The organism is Aeromonas sp. 602200, assembly GCF_049173895.1.
Taxonomy (GTDB): Bacteria; Pseudomonadota; Gammaproteobacteria; order Enterobacterales; family Aeromonadaceae; genus Aeromonas; species Aeromonas veronii_A.
The window spans coordinates 59,366-74,255 of sequence record NZ_JAAKSL010000001.1 but is presented as its reverse complement, the minus strand read 5'-3'; the positions used below and the strand labels follow the sequence as shown (position 1 = coordinate 74,255).

The 14,890-nt window shown below is 56.5% G+C and carries 15 protein-coding genes; 11 read left to right on the top strand and 4 right to left on the bottom strand.

Translation table 11 applies throughout. The annotated features are described in order from the left end of the window. Positions 1-87 precede the first annotated feature (87 nt). Positions 88-864 carry a tRNA uridine 5-oxyacetic acid(34) methyltransferase CmoM gene (gene cmoM / locus G5221_RS00390; protein ID WP_421262584.1) on the bottom strand — a complete coding sequence of 259 codons (777 nt, stop codon included), beginning with the start codon at positions 862-864 and terminating at the stop codon, positions 88-90. A 101-nt stretch (positions 865-965) separates the two neighbouring features. On the opposite strand from cmoM, the gene elyC reads away from it, so the two are divergent. The 3 genes from elyC (at position 966) to pfkA (ending at position 3,748) form a co-directional block, all read left to right on the top strand. After that, positions 966-1,736, top strand: a complete 771-nt coding sequence (gene elyC, locus G5221_RS00385; protein ID WP_421262583.1) for an envelope biogenesis factor ElyC — start codon at positions 966-968, stop codon at positions 1,734-1,736. A 135-nt stretch (positions 1,737-1,871) separates the two neighbouring features. Then, the gene (gene tpiA, locus G5221_RS00380) at positions 1,872-2,627 is read left to right on the top strand and encodes a triose-phosphate isomerase (protein ID WP_421251706.1); all 756 of its coding nucleotides are present in this window, start codon (positions 1,872-1,874) and stop codon (positions 2,625-2,627) included. 149 nt (positions 2,628-2,776) lie between these two features. Continuing rightward, positions 2,777-3,748, top strand: coding sequence for a 6-phosphofructokinase (gene pfkA, locus G5221_RS00375; protein ID WP_005336840.1), 972 nt, complete (start codon positions 2,777-2,779; stop codon positions 3,746-3,748). Between the two features lie 1,617 nt (positions 3,749-5,365). Here the strand turns inward: pfkA and G5221_RS00370 are convergent. Beyond that, positions 5,366-6,607, bottom strand: a complete 1,242-nt coding sequence (locus G5221_RS00370) for a dicarboxylate/amino acid:cation symporter (protein WP_005352303.1) — start codon at positions 6,605-6,607, stop codon at positions 5,366-5,368. A gap of 270 nt (positions 6,608-6,877) precedes the next feature. Between G5221_RS00370 and G5221_RS00365 the strand changes: the two genes are divergently transcribed. From G5221_RS00365 to G5221_RS00355, 3 genes are all read left to right on the top strand, one after another. Next, on the top strand, positions 6,878-7,162 hold the full coding sequence (locus tag G5221_RS00365; RefSeq protein WP_005336842.1) for a pyrimidine/purine nucleoside phosphorylase: 285 nt from the start codon (positions 6,878-6,880) through the stop codon (positions 7,160-7,162). A gap of 152 nt (positions 7,163-7,314) precedes the next feature. Continuing rightward, complete coding sequence (locus tag G5221_RS00360; RefSeq protein ID WP_421262582.1) at positions 7,315-8,700, top strand: L-serine ammonia-lyase; 1,386 nt, start codon at positions 7,315-7,317, stop codon at positions 8,698-8,700. Positions 8,701-8,975: 275 nt separating this feature from the next. Then, the gene (locus G5221_RS00355) at positions 8,976-10,346 is read left to right on the top strand and encodes an L-serine ammonia-lyase (RefSeq protein ID WP_005336844.1); all 1,371 of its coding nucleotides are present in this window, start codon (positions 8,976-8,978) and stop codon (positions 10,344-10,346) included. 854 nt (positions 10,347-11,200) lie between these two features. Here G5221_RS00355 and G5221_RS00350 read toward each other — a convergent pair. Further along, complete coding sequence (locus tag G5221_RS00350; protein WP_270904862.1) at positions 11,201-11,479, bottom strand: YcgL domain-containing protein; 279 nt, start codon at positions 11,477-11,479, stop codon at positions 11,201-11,203. Between the two features lie 107 nt (positions 11,480-11,586). Here G5221_RS00350 and minC point away from each other — a divergent pair, with 107 nt between their 5' ends. From minC to mtgA, 5 genes are all read left to right on the top strand, one after another. Next, a complete protein-coding gene (minC, locus tag G5221_RS00345; RefSeq protein WP_139408307.1) occupies positions 11,587-12,306 on the top strand; it encodes a septum site-determining protein MinC in 720 nt (239 codons plus the stop codon). An 18-nt stretch (positions 12,307-12,324) separates the two neighbouring features. Further along, complete coding sequence (gene minD, locus G5221_RS00340) at positions 12,325-13,137, top strand: septum site-determining protein MinD (RefSeq protein ID WP_005336847.1); 813 nt, start codon at positions 12,325-12,327, stop codon at positions 13,135-13,137. Positions 13,138-13,139: 2 nt separating this feature from the next. Continuing rightward, positions 13,140-13,406: a cell division topological specificity factor MinE gene (minE, locus tag G5221_RS00335; RefSeq protein WP_005336848.1), complete on the top strand. Its 267-nt coding sequence runs from the start codon at positions 13,140-13,142 to the stop codon at positions 13,404-13,406. A gap of 196 nt (positions 13,407-13,602) precedes the next feature. Beyond that, on the top strand, positions 13,603-13,929 hold the full coding sequence (locus G5221_RS00330) for an HI1450 family dsDNA-mimic protein (protein WP_005352317.1): 327 nt from the start codon (positions 13,603-13,605) through the stop codon (positions 13,927-13,929). Beyond that, the gene (gene mtgA / locus G5221_RS00325) at positions 13,914-14,705 is read left to right on the top strand and encodes a monofunctional biosynthetic peptidoglycan transglycosylase (RefSeq protein WP_421262581.1); all 792 of its coding nucleotides are present in this window, start codon (positions 13,914-13,916) and stop codon (positions 14,703-14,705) included. The genes G5221_RS00330 and mtgA overlap by 16 nt, the downstream gene beginning before the upstream one ends. Before the next feature lie 3 nt (positions 14,706-14,708). On the opposite strand, the gene G5221_RS00320 is transcribed toward mtgA, so the two are convergent. Next, the gene (locus G5221_RS00320) at positions 14,709-14,837 is read right to left on the bottom strand and encodes a hypothetical protein (protein WP_019445852.1); all 129 of its coding nucleotides are present in this window, start codon (positions 14,835-14,837) and stop codon (positions 14,709-14,711) included. Positions 14,838-14,890 lie beyond the last annotated feature (53 nt).

The following is a 14,890-nucleotide window of genomic DNA, read 5'->3' as shown; positions in this document are numbered from 1 at the left end:
CGTTGTTGTATTGGGCGCAAAATCGTGCGCGCGGCTACATCCGGTAGCATCGAAAACATGGTTCACATCGACGTGAACCGCGAGCAATCAGCTGGCCGGCTTCTGGGCCATCACATGGATATAGCGACCGAGGGAGACAAAAGGCTCCTGACGGCAATATTGCTGCTCCATGGCCAGCAGATCGTCGAACTTCTCCACCTGATCCTGCTTGTGACGCATATAGTCGTGGATCACCCGCACCCCGGTCTTGCCGATGATGCGCAGCCCCCCGCGACCAATCCAGTCATAGACCTGCTCCGGCAGCTGGGGATTGGTGGGCGTAAGCGCGGTCTGGCGCTTCTTGCGAAGACCAAGGCGCACATAGTCAAAATTGCCCACCACCAGGCTCTGGAAGAGCAAACCATGACGGTTGTAAAAAAGCAGCGACAGTATGCCCCCGGCATTGACGAAAGGGAACAGACCCAGCAAGGTCTGGCGCGGCTCGGCAAGCCACTCCAGCACCGCATGGCAGAGCACCAGATCAAAGGTCCCGGTCACGTGTTGCTTCAGATCCTGAATGGGGCAATGGATGAGACGAATTTTGTCTTCCAGCCCCTTCTCGGCGATCTGGCTGCGGGCCAGTTCCAGCATTTCTACTGACAGATCGCACAGCTCCACCTGATGACCCATGGCCGCCAGCTTCTGGGCGAAATAGCCAAAACCGCCCCCCGCATCGAGGATGCGCAGCGGTCGGTTGCCAAGGCGGGCCAGGCAGGCTTCTATGTCGCTCCAGACAATGGTGGTGCGGATGCGCCCCTTGGTGGAGTCGTAAATGTTGCGGGCGAACTTGTCGGCGCGCCCGTCAAAACTCTGATCGTGCTTCAAGGAGAAACTCAACATTAGCGCCACAGGGTTGTGGCCATCCCAAAAAAGAGAGGTATTCTGTCACATCCCGAATTTGCTGAAAACTCAAGGAAGTGTCTGCCGTGTTTGTGCTCAAAAAGTGGCTTGGTCAGCTGTTGATGCCGCTCCCCTTCTCCCTCTCCTTGCTGCTGGTCGCCCTGCTGCTGCTCTGGTTCACCCGTTTTCAGAAAACCGGCAAGCTGCTGGCGACTCTGTCGCTGCTGCTGGTCGCCCTGCTGGGAATGCGGCCGGTGAGCTACGAACTGGCCCGCGGGCTGGAGCAAACCTTCCCGCCGTTCGAGGTGAGCCAGCATCCCAACATCGACGCCATCGTGGTGCTCGGCAATGGTCATGTCAGCGACCCGGCGGTGCCGATGCGCAGTTGGCAGAACAATATCTCGCTGGCACGGACTCTCGAAGGGGTGCGCCTCGCCGAGGCCTATCCCGAAGCCGAGCTGGTTTTCTCCGGCTATGTGTCGGGGGATACCCTCTCCAATGCCGAGGTCAATGCCCGGATGGCCGAGAGCCTCGGCATACCCCGTTCGCGGATGACGTTGTTTGAAAACAACAAAGACACTCATGATGAGGCGGTCAGTATCAGCCGCCACCTCAAGGGAAAAGAGGTGGCGCTGGTCAGTTCGGCCACTCATTTGCCACGAGCCATGGCCCTCTATCAAGGTCAGGGACTCAATGCAGTGCCGGCCCCCACCGATTACACCGCCAAGCAGAGCCAGGTACCCCAGCCCCTCTACAGTTATTTACCCAAAGGGCGTTATCTGATGTATTCCGAAGCTGCCATCCACGAATGGATTGGGGTATGGTGGGCTCGCTTGCGGGGGCAGGTTAACGAATGAGCGATCAAGCGTTTCATTCCTGATTTGGATCAGGAAAGCGAAAAAAAATTACGTCATTTGCCGCCGGGTCAGCTATCTTGGGCTCGGTTCAATTCATATAATGTCGCGCAATCAAATGCCTAGGAGATATACAAGATGAGACAGCACCTGGTAATGGGTAACTGGAAACTGAACGGCACCAAGGCTTCTGTAGAAGCTCTGATCAAAGGACTGACCCCGGCTGCTGCCGCTCATCCTTCTGTGCAAGTCGCCGTCTGCCCGCCGGTTATCTTTTTGGGTCTGGTTGAGCAACTGACCGCTGGCAGCAAGATTGCCTACGGTGCCCAGAACGCTGACGTACACGAGTCTGGCGCCTTCACCGGCGAAAACGCCCCCTCCATGCTGAAAGCCTTTGGTTGCACCTACTCTCTGGTCGGCCACAGCGAGCGTCGTACCCTGCACGCAGAGACCGACGACGTGGTTGCAGCCAAGTACGAAGCCATCCAGAAAGGCGGCCTGATCCCGGTTCTGTGCATCGGGGAAACTCTGGAGCAGTTCGAAGCCGGCGTGACCAAGAACGTGGTTGAGACCCAGCTGAAAGCCGTTATCGACCGTTGCGGTATCGCCTCCTTCAACAACGCCGTTATCGCTTACGAGCCGGTATGGGCCATCGGTACTGGCAAGACTGCCACTCCGGAGATCGCTCAGTCCGTTCACGCTCACATCCGTCAGTACCTGTCCGGTTTTGATGCCGCTGTTGCTGCCAAAGTACAGATCCTGTACGGCGGTTCCGTCACTGGCGCCACTGCAGCCGACCTGTTCGGTCAGCCGGACATCGACGGTGGCCTGGTCGGTGGTGCGTCCCTGAAAGTGGACGACTTCTCCCAGATCATCGCTGGCGCAGCCAAGTAATCGCTGATTACGGCAAAGAGGGGGGCTCGTCCCCTCTCTTGTATCGCTTTTCCTATGGTGGCCCCCGCATCCCATATGAAAGCCGATATAGTAAAAGTGGCTTGTCTATTTAAACATTCGTATTTGACAACTCAGATCCAGAGGCACTCATGACCAAACAAATCAAACGTATTGGTGTTTTGACCAGTGGTGGCGACGCACCCGGTATGAACGCAGCCATTCGCGCCGTGGTTCGCGCCGGTTTGCATCATGGCCTGGAAGTTTACGGTATTTATGATGGCTACCTCGGCCTGCACCAGGATCGCATCGTCAAGCTGGAGCGTCACAGCGTCTCCGACGTGGTGAACCGTGGTGGTACTTTCCTCGGCTCCGCCCGTTTCCCTGCTTTCAAAGACCCCGCAGTGCGCGCCGAAGCGATCGAAAATCTGAAAAAACACGGTATCGATGCGCTGGTCGTCATAGGTGGTGACGGCTCCTATATGGGTGCCAAGAAGCTGACCGAAGAGGGTTTCCCCTGCATCGGCCTGCCGGGCACCATCGACAACGACATCGCCGGTACCGACTTCACCATCGGTTTTGATACCGCTCTGAACGTGGTGGTTGACGCCATCGACCGTCTGCGTGATACCTGCAGCTCCCACCACCGTATCTCCGTGGTCGAGATCATGGGCCGCCACTGTGGCGATCTGGCCATGTCTGCCGCCGTTGCCGGTGGTGCCGAGTATGTGATCGTGCCGGAAGTAGCCTTCGACAAAGAGAAGCTGCTCAAGCAGATCAAGGAAGGCGAAGCCAAGGGCAAGAAACACGCCATCATCACCATCTGCGAGCACGTTACCGACGTGAACGCGCTGGCCAAGGACATCGAAGCCCTGACCGGTCGTGAAACCCGCGCCACCATCCTGGGTCATATCCAGCGTGGCGGAGCCCCGACTGCTCGTGACCGCATCATGTCCAGCCGTATGGGTGCTTACGCCGTTGAGCAGCTGCTGGCCGGCCACGGTGGCCGCTGCGTCGGTATCCAGCGCAACGAGCTGGTACACCACGACATCATCGACTGCATCGAGAACATGAAGCGTCCGTTCGATCAGGAGCTGTACAACCTCTCCACCACCCTGTTCTAAGCCTCGCGGCTTTTTACCGGCTGTTGATGACAAAAACCCTCCATCGGAGGGTTTTTTAATATCTTGCAAAAACGGGTGCATCGGCACGCTGTGTACCCCTCACCATACGGGTTGCCTGATTACCAACCCTTGCGCCATCTGGTTGATCATTAACCTTCCCCTCCTCACAGCAACCGGCTTCATCCTACGAACAGAGTTCCGATATTGTCGTGGATGTTTTATCACTGCGAACCGGATTGCGTTGACCTGCGCTCTGTCGCCCCTGAAACCAGTTTGTTCAGCCTCCTCGTCATACGCCGCTTTTTATATCTCAATCTTGCAGAAGGGATTCAGATATCTTCCCCAACCATGCTCCGGCGCAGTTCTCGTATTGCACTCACATGATTCACGCAGATGCACCGGCTACGCAAATCGCTACTCGCGCCCAGCCCAGCCCAGCCCAGCCCAGCCCAGCCAGAGAATACGCCTCTAGCCGATTATGCTCCTCACTCTTGCTGCGGCCATGTCTATTCCGAGGCCGGCGGGAAAATTGGCGGTGATAAAACAGCCAGCTGCCACTCTGTATCCCCCCGATGCACCGCTCTCCTCCCAATGAACCCAGTCTATTGCTGTAAAAATGCGGAGACTCCGGACTGATAAAGTGATTGTACGACAAGGGCTGGCGACCAGATTGTCTCCATAGACTTCTTTTGGATGGGCTATCTACGTCAGGAATCGTCAAAGCATGGCCTTACACACTTTTTATGGCTTCAATGACACTGTTGCAAGGGTGAAAACTTATAAAAAGCCACTAAGGATCCATAAAAAACCCATCATCAAGCCAACCAGCAGCTCACCAACCAATTGAATTTAAATGAAATAATCATAAAAACAGAATCTTAAATGCTAACCCCGCCAGATGAGGTTATAAAATCAGCTCAATATGACAAAAACAGCCATCTCAACCAACCAAAAACATAAAGTGGCCATTTTATCAATTTACACCTTGTTTTACCCCCTTGTTATGGTATCTTGACTACATCAACCAACAACTTAGGGAGAGAAAAATGAAAGAGTTTGTCGTTACTGCCGTTTTCACGGTGTTTTTCACCCTGGTTGCTGTCTCTCTGCCCTCACTGTCACAGTTCTGAGCCGGATAGAGAGGCATCAATCCGGACCGACCCTCTTTGCCATGTCTGTTTAATCGCCACCAACTGGCGCTTTTCAGTGACAATGCCGAGATGGTCAACATAGATATGATTTCATCACGTTGACGCTGTTTCTTTCGCCACAAGGGTGTAACCAGGATGGTTTAACCATATGGCCTGATGGAGTAGAACCAGCAGCAGATCATATCCGAGGGGAGCAAGGCTCCCCTTTTTGTTACCTGTCTTTGACAACCCCATTGCCCCGGCGGACACACAGGCAGCTATCCGTCACAAGGCCCATGCCCACAACTGATGTTTTCCCCTCCTGTACTCTCCATTCAACACAGCTACATCCGTCAGTAATCTCTTGTGCACACCTTTGCTCTGATACTTGTCCGGCAGATATAAAAAAGCCCCCGCCATCATGGCAGGGGCTCGCGTTACGCAGTATCAGCTTAGGGCTGTTATATCTCAGCCCAGTTCAAAGCAATTATGCCTTGTTCCAGCGCTGCGGGTCATATTCCGGGCTGAAACGGTCAACAATGACAGCACAGGCCGCATCGCCGGTGATATTGAGGGAGGTGCGGATCATGTCGAACAGACGATCCAGCGCGAACAGCAGCGGCAACCCTTCAATGGGGATCCCGGCCGCCAGCAGCACGGCAACCACCAGGAAGCTTGGGCCCGGCACACCGGCCTGACCGATCGCCCCCAAAGTGGAGGTCACAATGATGGCCGCCCAGGCACCGACGCTCAGATCGATGTTGTAAACCTGCGCGAAGAAGATGGCGACCAGACCGTAATAGATGGCGTTGCCGCTCATGTTGATAGTGGCACCCAGCGGCAACACGAAGGAGGCGGTCGCGTTGGTCACTTTCAGATCATGCTCGCAGGTCTCCATATTGACCGGCAGGGTCGCCATGGAAGAGGCGGTGGAGAAGGCCACGATCTGCGGCTTCTTCATGGCAGAGAGGTACTTCATTACCGGCGTGTTGGAGAACATCATCACCAGCAGCGGATAGACCACGAAGCCGAAGATGAGGATGGCAGCCACATAGACCACGAACAGCTTGAGTACCAGGGTCAGCACATCGAAGCCATAGGTACCGATGGCTTCCGCCATCAGACCGAACACCCCGAGCGGCGCGATGATCATCACCTTGTTGATCATCCAGACGAAGGCATCCACCAGGGTATTGAGCCCATCGACCAGTGGCTTGGCCCGCTCGCGCGGCTGTTTGGCCAGCGCAATGCCGAGGAACATGCAGAACACCAGGATCTGCAGGATGTTCGCTTCGTTGAGGGAGTTGAAGACGTTGGTGGGGATCATGCCAAGCAAGGTGGCGACTGCATCCGGCAACGCCCCTTTATCGGCATAGTCACCGCCAAACATGGAGGCAACGGAAGCGAAATCGACCCCGACACCCGGCTTGAAGATCTGCCCCATCACCAGTGCCAGCAACACGGCCAACGCTGAGGTCACGAGGAAGAAAGCCAGCGTAGCCGCACCGATCTTGCCCGCAGCCGGGCTGGCGCCCAGATTGGCGGCGCCGGAAAGGATGGCAACCGCCACCAGCGGGATCACCAGCATCTTGATCAGCTGGATAAACAGGGTACCGAGCGGTGCAAACACGGTGGCTTGTTCACCCATGAACGCGCCGACCACTGCGCCCAGTACCATGGCGACCACAACCTGGAAGCCGATGTTTTTAATGAGTCCTTTAGTTAACACAATATGTTCCTTTATGTAGCAAAATTCACACTTTTCCCAGTGCAATTAACCAAACAGGGGAATGAGCGGCTGCCCATTCCCCTGTTTGCGCGTGTTATCTCACATTTAATTGCTGTTTTAAATCAGCAAATCATTAACCTTGGCTATTAATAAGTTTGCGAAAAAGTGAAGATTCAAAGCGGTCTCGGCGATTTTTACCTCATCCCCCATGACAACTGGCAAAAGATTGTGCTAGTTTGGCTGCACAAACGTACACACAGGGATGTAAAGATGCTGAAAGTTAACGAGTATTTCGACGGAAATGTAAAATCCATCGGTTTCGAACAAAAAGGCGAGAAATCAACCGTCGGGGTGATGAACGCCGGTGACTACCTGTTCAACACCGCCGCCCCCGAACGGATGACAGTGATCAAGGGCGCCCTCACCATCCAGCTGGCTGATGAAGATGAGTGGCACACCTACAGCCAGGGTGAATCCTTCCTGGTTGCCGGTCACTCCTCCTTCAAACTGGAAGTGAAAACCCCCACCGCCTACCTGTGCGAATTTCTCGACTGATCAGGCCGGTTGAAGGGGATCAGCCCCTTCAACTTTCTTGGTCCCCCCAGCCCCATTATCTGTGTCCATGTCACAGCACCGCACATCCCCGCTTTCCATCCACGGCAAAAATCCTAGAATAAACAGACATAAACCATCACCGGATTGATGTCATGATCAGCGTGTTTGACCTGTTTTCCATCGGAATTGGCCCCTCCTCTTCCCATACCGTCGGCCCCATGCGTGCCTCTTATGCCTTCGTCCAGCAGCTCAAGCTGCAAGGCCATCTGCCAGAGGTCACGCGGGTCGAAGTGGAGTGTTACGGCTCGCTGGGCCAGACCGGCAAAGGGCACGGTACCGGCAAGGCAATCATTCTGGGGTTATCGGGCTTTGAACCGGAATCGGTCGATATCGATGCGATTCCCGCCATTCTGGCTCGAGTGGAAAAGGAGCAGAACCTGCAGCTGGCAGGCGAGCAACCAAGCCATTTTCCGCGCACCGGTGCCATCATCTTCAACCGTCGCAAAACCCTGCCGGCCCACACCAATGGCATGACTCTGCGCGCCTTTGATAAAGAGGAAAACCTGCGCTTCAGCCAGACCTACTACTCCATTGGGGGCGGCTTCATCATCGAAGAGAGCCACTTTGCCACCGCCAAGGAAGAGGCCGCCAAGTCTGATGCCGAGCACCCTGTCCCCTACCCGTTCGACAGCGGCGCCCAACTGCTGACCCACTGTCAGGAGAGCGGCCTCTCCATCTCGGGGCTGATCCTGGCCAATGAGCGGGTCTTTCGCAGCGATGAGCAGATAAAAGCGGGGCTGCGCAAGATCTGGCAGGCGATGCAGGGCTGCGTCGAGCGAGGCTGCAAAAGCGAAGGGGTGCTGCCGGGCGGCCTCAAGGTTCGGCGCCGCGCCCCGGGGCTGTTCCGCCAGCTAAGCTGCGAGACCAACTTCAACAAGGATCCGCTGATGGTGATGGAGTGGGTCGATCTCTTTGCGCTGGCGGTCAATGAGGAGAACGCCGCCGGTGGCCGGGTGGTCACCGCCCCCACCAATGGCGCTGCGGGCATCATCCCCGCCGTGCTGCACTACTACGATCGCTTCGTGCACAAGGTGGATGACGAGACGCTGATCCGCTACTTCCTCACCGCGGCTGCCATCGGCATCTTATATAAGAAGAACGCCTCCCTCTCCGGGGCCGAAGTGGGCTGTCAAGGTGAAGTGGGTGTCGCCTGCTCCATGGCGGCTGGCGCACTGACCGAACTGCTGGGTGGCAGCCCGGCCATGGTGGAGAACGCCGCCGAAATAGGCATGGAGCACAATCTCGGCCTCACCTGCGATCCCATAGGCGGACTGGTGCAGGTGCCCTGCATCGAGCGCAACGCCATGGGGGCGGTCAAGGCGATCAATGCCGCCCGCCTCGCCCTGCGCGGCACCGGCGAGCACAAGGTGTCGCTCGACAAGGTGATCAAGACCATGTGGGAGACCGGCAACGACATGAAGACCAAATACAAGGAGACGGCCCGTGGCGGCCTCGCCGTTAACATTACCGAATGTTAAAAAACGGCAAATGACTCCATTTGGTTCCCAAATGCCCGGCATCGCCGGGTATTTTTATGGGCAAACGCTTAACAAAATGGATAAGCACAAAAATAAATTTTATACTCGCGCCTCAGATTCAACAAAAATAGATCTATTTCAACTTTTTTTAGGTCGAGAGCCGTTACACTACGGTTATCTGGTTCTGTGACCTGCGCTGACAAGCGCGCTCCATGGATCTCCCAAATTTCTGTGAGTGGGCATGCCGCCCCCTTCTACCCTGAGGTAATAGTGACATGATCAGCGTTTTTGATATCTTCAAAATCGGTGTAGGCCCCTCTTCTTCCCACACTGTTGGCCCGATGAAAGCGGCCAAACAGTTTGTTGACGAGCTGCGCGCGGGCGGCAAGATCCGCGATGTAACCCGGATCAATGTCGATGTTTACGGCTCCCTCTCCTGGACTGGCAAAGGCCACCATACCGACACTGCCATCATCATGGGCCTGGCTGGCAACCTGCCGGAAAATGTCGATATCGATGCCATCCCCGAGTTTATCTCCCGTGTTGAGCAGACCGAGCGCCTGCCGATCGGCCTGCACTGCCACACCGTCAGCTTCCCGCGTGACGCCATGGTATTCCACGACGAAGCCCTGCCGCTGCACGAAAACGGCATGAAGCTGACTGCCCTGATCGAAGATGAAGTGGTTTACAGCAAGACCTATTACTCCATCGGTGGTGGCTTCATCGTTGACGAAGAGAACTTCGGCAAGGCTGACAGCGGCGACATGTCCGTACGCTATCCGTTCAAGAGCGCCGCCGAGCTGGTTGCCCATTGCAGCCAGACCGGTCTCTCCATCTCTGCCCTGATGATGGAAAACGAGAAGTGCTTCAACACCCCGGAAGAGATCTACAAGAAGTTCGGCAAGATCTGGAACACCATGCGCGAAGGTATCGAGCGCGGCTGCCGTACCGAAGGCGTTCTCTCCGGCCCGCTGCGTGTACCCCGTCGTGCCGCACCGCTCTACCGTCAGCTCAACACCAACGAGAACCTCTCGAGCGACCCGATGAACATCGTTGACTGGGTCAACATGTTCGCTCTGGCCGTGAGTGAAGAGAATGCTGCCGGTGGCCGAGTGGTCACTGCCCCGACCAACGGCGCTGCCGGTATCATCCCGGCCGTACTGGCCTACTACGACAAGTTCATCCAGCCGGTTGGCCGTGACGAGTACACCCGTTTCTATCTGGCTGCCGGTGCCGTCGGCATCCTCTATAAGATGAACGCCTCCATCTCCGGCGCCGAAGTGGGCTGTCAGGGTGAAGTGGGTGTCTCCTGCTCCATGGCCGCTGCCGGTCTGACCGAGCTGATGGGCGGTAGCCCGGAGCACGTCTGCGAAGCTGCCGAGATCGGTATGGAACACAACCTGGGTCTGACCTGTGATCCGGTTGCCGGTCAGGTACAGGTGCCTTGCATCGAGCGTAACGCCATCGCAGCCATGAAGGCAGTCAACGCCTCCCGTATGGCCCTGCGTCGTACCTCCAAGCCGCGCGTCTCTCTGGACAAGGTGATCGAGACCATGTACATCACCGGCAAGGACATGGACTCCAAGTACCGTGAAACCTCCCGTGGTGGTCTGGCCATCAAGGTGATGCAGGTTGCTTGCGAATAAATAGGGGTTGCGACCCTCATCTGAACAAAGGCGGGATATCCCGCCTTTTTTATTGCCCGAATGGGATGCCAGGCACTTATACCGGCATACCGACCATTTCACTGTAGGGCGTCGCTGATATACCCTGCTACGCCACCGCAATGCGGATTGCATTGTCTGCATACCTCTCTAATTACATACCTTGATTAACTCTTCTCAATGCATTGAGAGGGACATTACGCCCCTACATGAAACCTGTACCTGCTATCTTGCCCCAGCCACAATTTCACAACTAATCGATATCGAGATGCCCCCTCAGCTCAATATCCCCCCTTTGGTCATACCCTTGTTTGGCAAGACGCGGTTACCGCTCACCCTGCGGATTATCACGCCGCCACATTGATTGCCTCCTATGTGGCACTTTCGTGATCAGGGCAAACAATCAAGTACACAAACAGGGGGTTAGCTCATCATTTTGGCCACAGCGCATCGCGCAAACTGGTTTTAGCACCGTTATCACCGCCCTCTTTACGCGCCCTTTGATGGACAACTCATCACGCAGTGGAGGCCAAAACAGCGCCCAAGGAAGAGGCTGAAAATAATCGATGAATGAGCCAATAACCGTTGAAATGGAGGATATGAGTACGCGCCACTCGCTATTTTTGTGAGCGCCAGCAAAGGTTGAGGATATGGTGTTGGGAGCAGATTGACTTTCTATTTAAACAACGAAAAGTGAATATCACCAAAGGGAGGGTTTAATTTGGCCAGATCCTGTCACGGGATTATCGCAGGCCACCTCTCCGGGGCCGGAATGCGTCATGCAGAGTCACAAAGAATTAGCCCCGCTGGGCAGAACACACAACGGGGCTGGATATTCAGGCTGGTTTTTTCAGGCTGGCCTTGTGCTGCTCCAGCAAATTCTCAGGGGGCGGCGGCACCTGCAGGTAGAACCCCTGGTTGGTCAGCGCGGCCATCACCTTGCCGACATCAGCCAACCCCAAGGGCTTGGCCGGATCCAGCTTGGTCATCAGCACCAGCTCGGGACGCCCGAATGCGCTCAGCAGTGGCTCGGGAACGCGGGAGAAATCCTCTCTTTTTTCAACAAAAAGGTAGGTCTCGGCTTTTTTGCGACTTTTATAGACTGCACACAACATGGAAATTGATATAATCCGACGAGTTTATTGCCTCTGATGGGGGCAAACTATAACATCAGGAATTGAATAACAATAACGGATTAGCATCTCTGCCTCGGGGAAGATTCATGGTTGAGCGCGATAACGAATTGAAAGGGACCACCTTCACTATTTCTGTGTTGCATATCAGCGATGGCGAGCCTGAGCGGATACGTCAGTTGTTGGCCGAAAAAGTGGCCCAGGCACCCTACTTTTTTAATTGTGCGCCACTGGTGATCAATGTTTCCCGACTGGAACATATTCCCGATTTCGAACAGCTCAAGGAGCTGGTGGAGTCCGAAGAGTTTGTGCTGGTCGGCATCACGGGGGCGCGCAGTGAAGAGATGAAGACAGCCGCCAAGGCGGTGGGACTGGCTGTGATGGCCTCGGGCAAGAGTCGCAAGAGCGAACCGGAACCCGAGCCTGCCCCAGTGCCAGCCGCCCCTGAGGTGGTTCCCGAGCCCGAACCCGCCCCCTTGATCCCGAGCAAGGTACATGTGGGACCGGTTCGTTCCGGCCAGCAGATTTACGCCGCCGGCACCTCGCTGGTGGTGCTGGGGTCCGTCAGTCCGGGAGCCGAAGTGCTCGCCGACGACAGCATTCATATTTATGGCACCCTGCGTGGCAGAGCCATTGCCGGTGCCCGGGGAAACACCCAGGCCCGGATCTATTGCCAGCAATTACAGGCCGAGCTGCTCTCCATCGCGGGCACATTCCAGCTGAGCGATGCATTGCCGGCAGGCCTGATCCAGCAACCGGTACACGTCCGGCTGGACAACGAACAACTCCGAATAGACCGTATCAAATAGAGTTACAAGGAAGCGAGAATGGCGCGAATCATAGTCGTTACATCGGGTAAAGGTGGCGTTGGCAAGACCACAACCAGTGCGGCCCTGAGCACCGGCTTAGCCCAGCGTGGTCACAAGACAGTGGTCATTGACTTTGACATCGGTCTGAGAAACCTGGATCTCATCATGGGCTGCGAGCGGCGCGTGGTGTATGACTTCGTCAACGTCATCAACGGGGAAGCAAACCTCAATCAGGCGCTGATCAAAGACAAACGCTCTGAAAATCTGTTTATCCTGCCCGCCTCCCAGACCCGGGACAAAGATGCCCTCACCCGTGAGGGGGTCGAGAAGATCCTGGATCAACTGGCGGAGATGAAGTTCGATTACATCGTCTGCGACTCCCCGGCGGGGATCGAGGCGGGCGCACTGATGGCACTCTATTTTGCCGATGAAGCGATCGTCACCACCAACCCGGAAGTCTCTTCCGTGCGTGACTCCGACCGAATCCTTGGCATCCTGGCCTCCAAGTCCCGTCGCGCCGAGCGTGGCGAAGACCCCATCAAGGAGCACCTGCTGCTGACCCGCTACTGCCCGACCCGCGTCAACCGCGGCGACATGCTGAGCGTGCAGGATGTGCAGGAGATCCTGGCCATCCCGCTGCTCGGGGTGATCCCGGAGTCCCAGGCGGTGCTGCGCGCCTCCAACTCCGGCGAACCGGTTATTCTGGACAAGGAGTCCGATGCCGGTCAGGCCTACGAAGATGCGGTGTCCCGCCTGCTGGGCGATGCCAAGGAATTTCGTTTTCTGGAAGAAGAGAAGAAGGGCTTCTTTAGCCGACTGTTCGGGAGTTAAACATGTCATTATTGGATTATTTTCGTTCCAACAAGAAACAGAACACCGCACAACTGGCCAAAGAGCGGTTGCAGATCATTGTTGCTCACGAGCGTTCATCCAGAGGGGGGCCGGATTACCTGCCCCAGCTCAAGCAGGACATCCTCGATGTGATCCGCAAATACGTCAACATTGATCCGGAGAAGATAACCGTCCAACTGGATCAGAAGAGTGATGAGCTGTCGGTACTGGAGCTCAACATCACCTTCGCCGATGACAAGAAGGGATGAGCTGACGCCCTATGCGTGACCCCTTCCCCCAATGAAGACCGGATCCTGTCACTGGATCCGGTTTTTTATTGGCACAAAAACAGGTCACAGCGGCTCGCCTCATCTCGCCAAGGGGTCTGCCGACCGCTAGAATAGCGCCGCCCCGCAGGCAGTGATCTGCGCGGCACCTTTTTCTCTTTTCTGGAACAGACCGCTTATGTCTATGAATGACGAAATGCACAGCGTCGAGGAACTGCTCGATACCGCCCTCGAACTCTTTATGGAGCTGGCCTCTGACAACCTGCCGGAGCAGGAGATCGCCCGCTTCAATCAGGAGTTCAACGACCGCGGCCTGCTGGCCGAAACCGACCCGGCCGATGACTGGGAAGCGGACGTGGGTTTTGCCGTGAGCGACACCGACTATGCCGAGATCTGGGTAGGCCTTGGCAATGAAGAACAAGAGTATGAGCACCTGTTTGCCCGCATGCTGCTCTCCCGCCGTGTTGACGAGAAGTTCTGCCACATCGAATGGCTGCCCCAATAATTCCGGATCCCGATGATCCCAGCCACTATCAGTGGGAGTCTGGCCCTGACTCTGTGGCCCCTGAGCGCCCATCTGCATCGTTTGGGCGCTGGGTGTTGAGGTGGGCAGGCAAGATCGCGCTGGCCGGGCTGCTCTGCTCGGTCGGCTCGGTCGCCTTGCTGCGTTTTATCGATCCGCCGATGTGGAGCTGGCGTGTCGAGCGGGCCCTGTTTCCGCCCGCCAAGATCACCCAGGTGCGCCATGAATGGGTAGATCTGGAGTCTATCTCCAAAGAGCTGCAACTGGCGGTCATCGCCGCCGAGGATCAGCGCTTTGCCGACCACAACGGCTTTGATATGGATGCCATCAATGCGGCGCTCAAGCACAACCAGCACAGCGAACGGGTGCGCGGCGCCAGCACCCTCAGCCAGCAGACCGCCAAGAACCTCTTTATGTGGAGTGATCGCAGCTTCCTGCGCAAGGGGCTGGAGGCCTGGTTTACCCTGCTGATGGAGCTGGGTTGGGACAAGGCCCGCATTCTCGAGGTCTATCTCAATATCGTGGAGTTCGGCCCCGGCATCTATGGCGCTGAAGCCGCCGCCCGCACCTACTTCGGCAAACCGGCCAGCCGATTGACCCGCTACGAGTCATCCCTGCTGGCCGCCGCCCTGCCCAATCCGTGGCGCTATCGGGTCAAGCCCCCGTCACCCTACGTGCAGAAGCGCTCGGTCTGGATCCGCCGCCAGATGGGACAACTGGGCCAGATCACCCTCAATCGGGTGCATCAGGCCGACTGATCCTCAGGGCTCATCGGGTTTCTCCGGTGGGCCCAGATGGCCGCCCACCGTCTCGCGGTGAAGCGGCAGATAGTGCCACCACCAGGCCTCGCGCCGTCGCTTGATCTGTTGCCGCCGTCCCCGCTGCTTCATCCCCTTACTCCCTGCCAGCTGATCCGCGCCTTAACCATACTCCCCCAACGGCA

Excerpts from the sequence above, each read along its gene's own strand:
- tpiA (WP_421251706.1), top strand. The coding sequence starts at position 1,872 with ATGAGACAGCACCTGGTAATGGGTAACTGGAAACTGAACGGCACCAAG.
- pfkA (WP_005336840.1), top strand. The coding sequence starts at position 2,777 with ATGACCAAACAAATCAAACGTATTGGTGTTTTGACCAGTGGTGGCGAC.
- G5221_RS00365 (WP_005336842.1), top strand. The coding sequence starts at position 6,878 with ATGCTGAAAGTTAACGAGTATTTCGACGGAAATGTAAAATCCATCGGT.
- G5221_RS00360 (WP_421262582.1), top strand. The coding sequence starts at position 7,315 with ATGATCAGCGTGTTTGACCTGTTTTCCATCGGAATTGGCCCCTCCTCT.
- G5221_RS00355 (WP_005336844.1), top strand. The coding sequence starts at position 8,976 with ATGATCAGCGTTTTTGATATCTTCAAAATCGGTGTAGGCCCCTCTTCT.
- G5221_RS00350 (WP_270904862.1), bottom strand. The coding sequence starts at position 11,479 with ATGTTGTGTGCAGTCTATAAAAGTCGCAAAAAAGCCGAGACCTACCTT.
- minC (WP_139408307.1), top strand. The coding sequence starts at position 11,587 with ATGGTTGAGCGCGATAACGAATTGAAAGGGACCACCTTCACTATTTCT.
- minD (WP_005336847.1), top strand. The coding sequence starts at position 12,325 with ATGGCGCGAATCATAGTCGTTACATCGGGTAAAGGTGGCGTTGGCAAG.
- minE (WP_005336848.1), top strand. The coding sequence starts at position 13,140 with ATGTCATTATTGGATTATTTTCGTTCCAACAAGAAACAGAACACCGCA.
- G5221_RS00330 (WP_005352317.1), top strand. The coding sequence starts at position 13,603 with ATGTCTATGAATGACGAAATGCACAGCGTCGAGGAACTGCTCGATACC.
- mtgA (WP_421262581.1), top strand. The coding sequence starts at position 13,914 with ATGGCTGCCCCAATAATTCCGGATCCCGATGATCCCAGCCACTATCAG.
- G5221_RS00320 (WP_019445852.1), bottom strand. The coding sequence starts at position 14,837 with ATGAAGCAGCGGGGACGGCGGCAACAGATCAAGCGACGGCGCGAGGCC.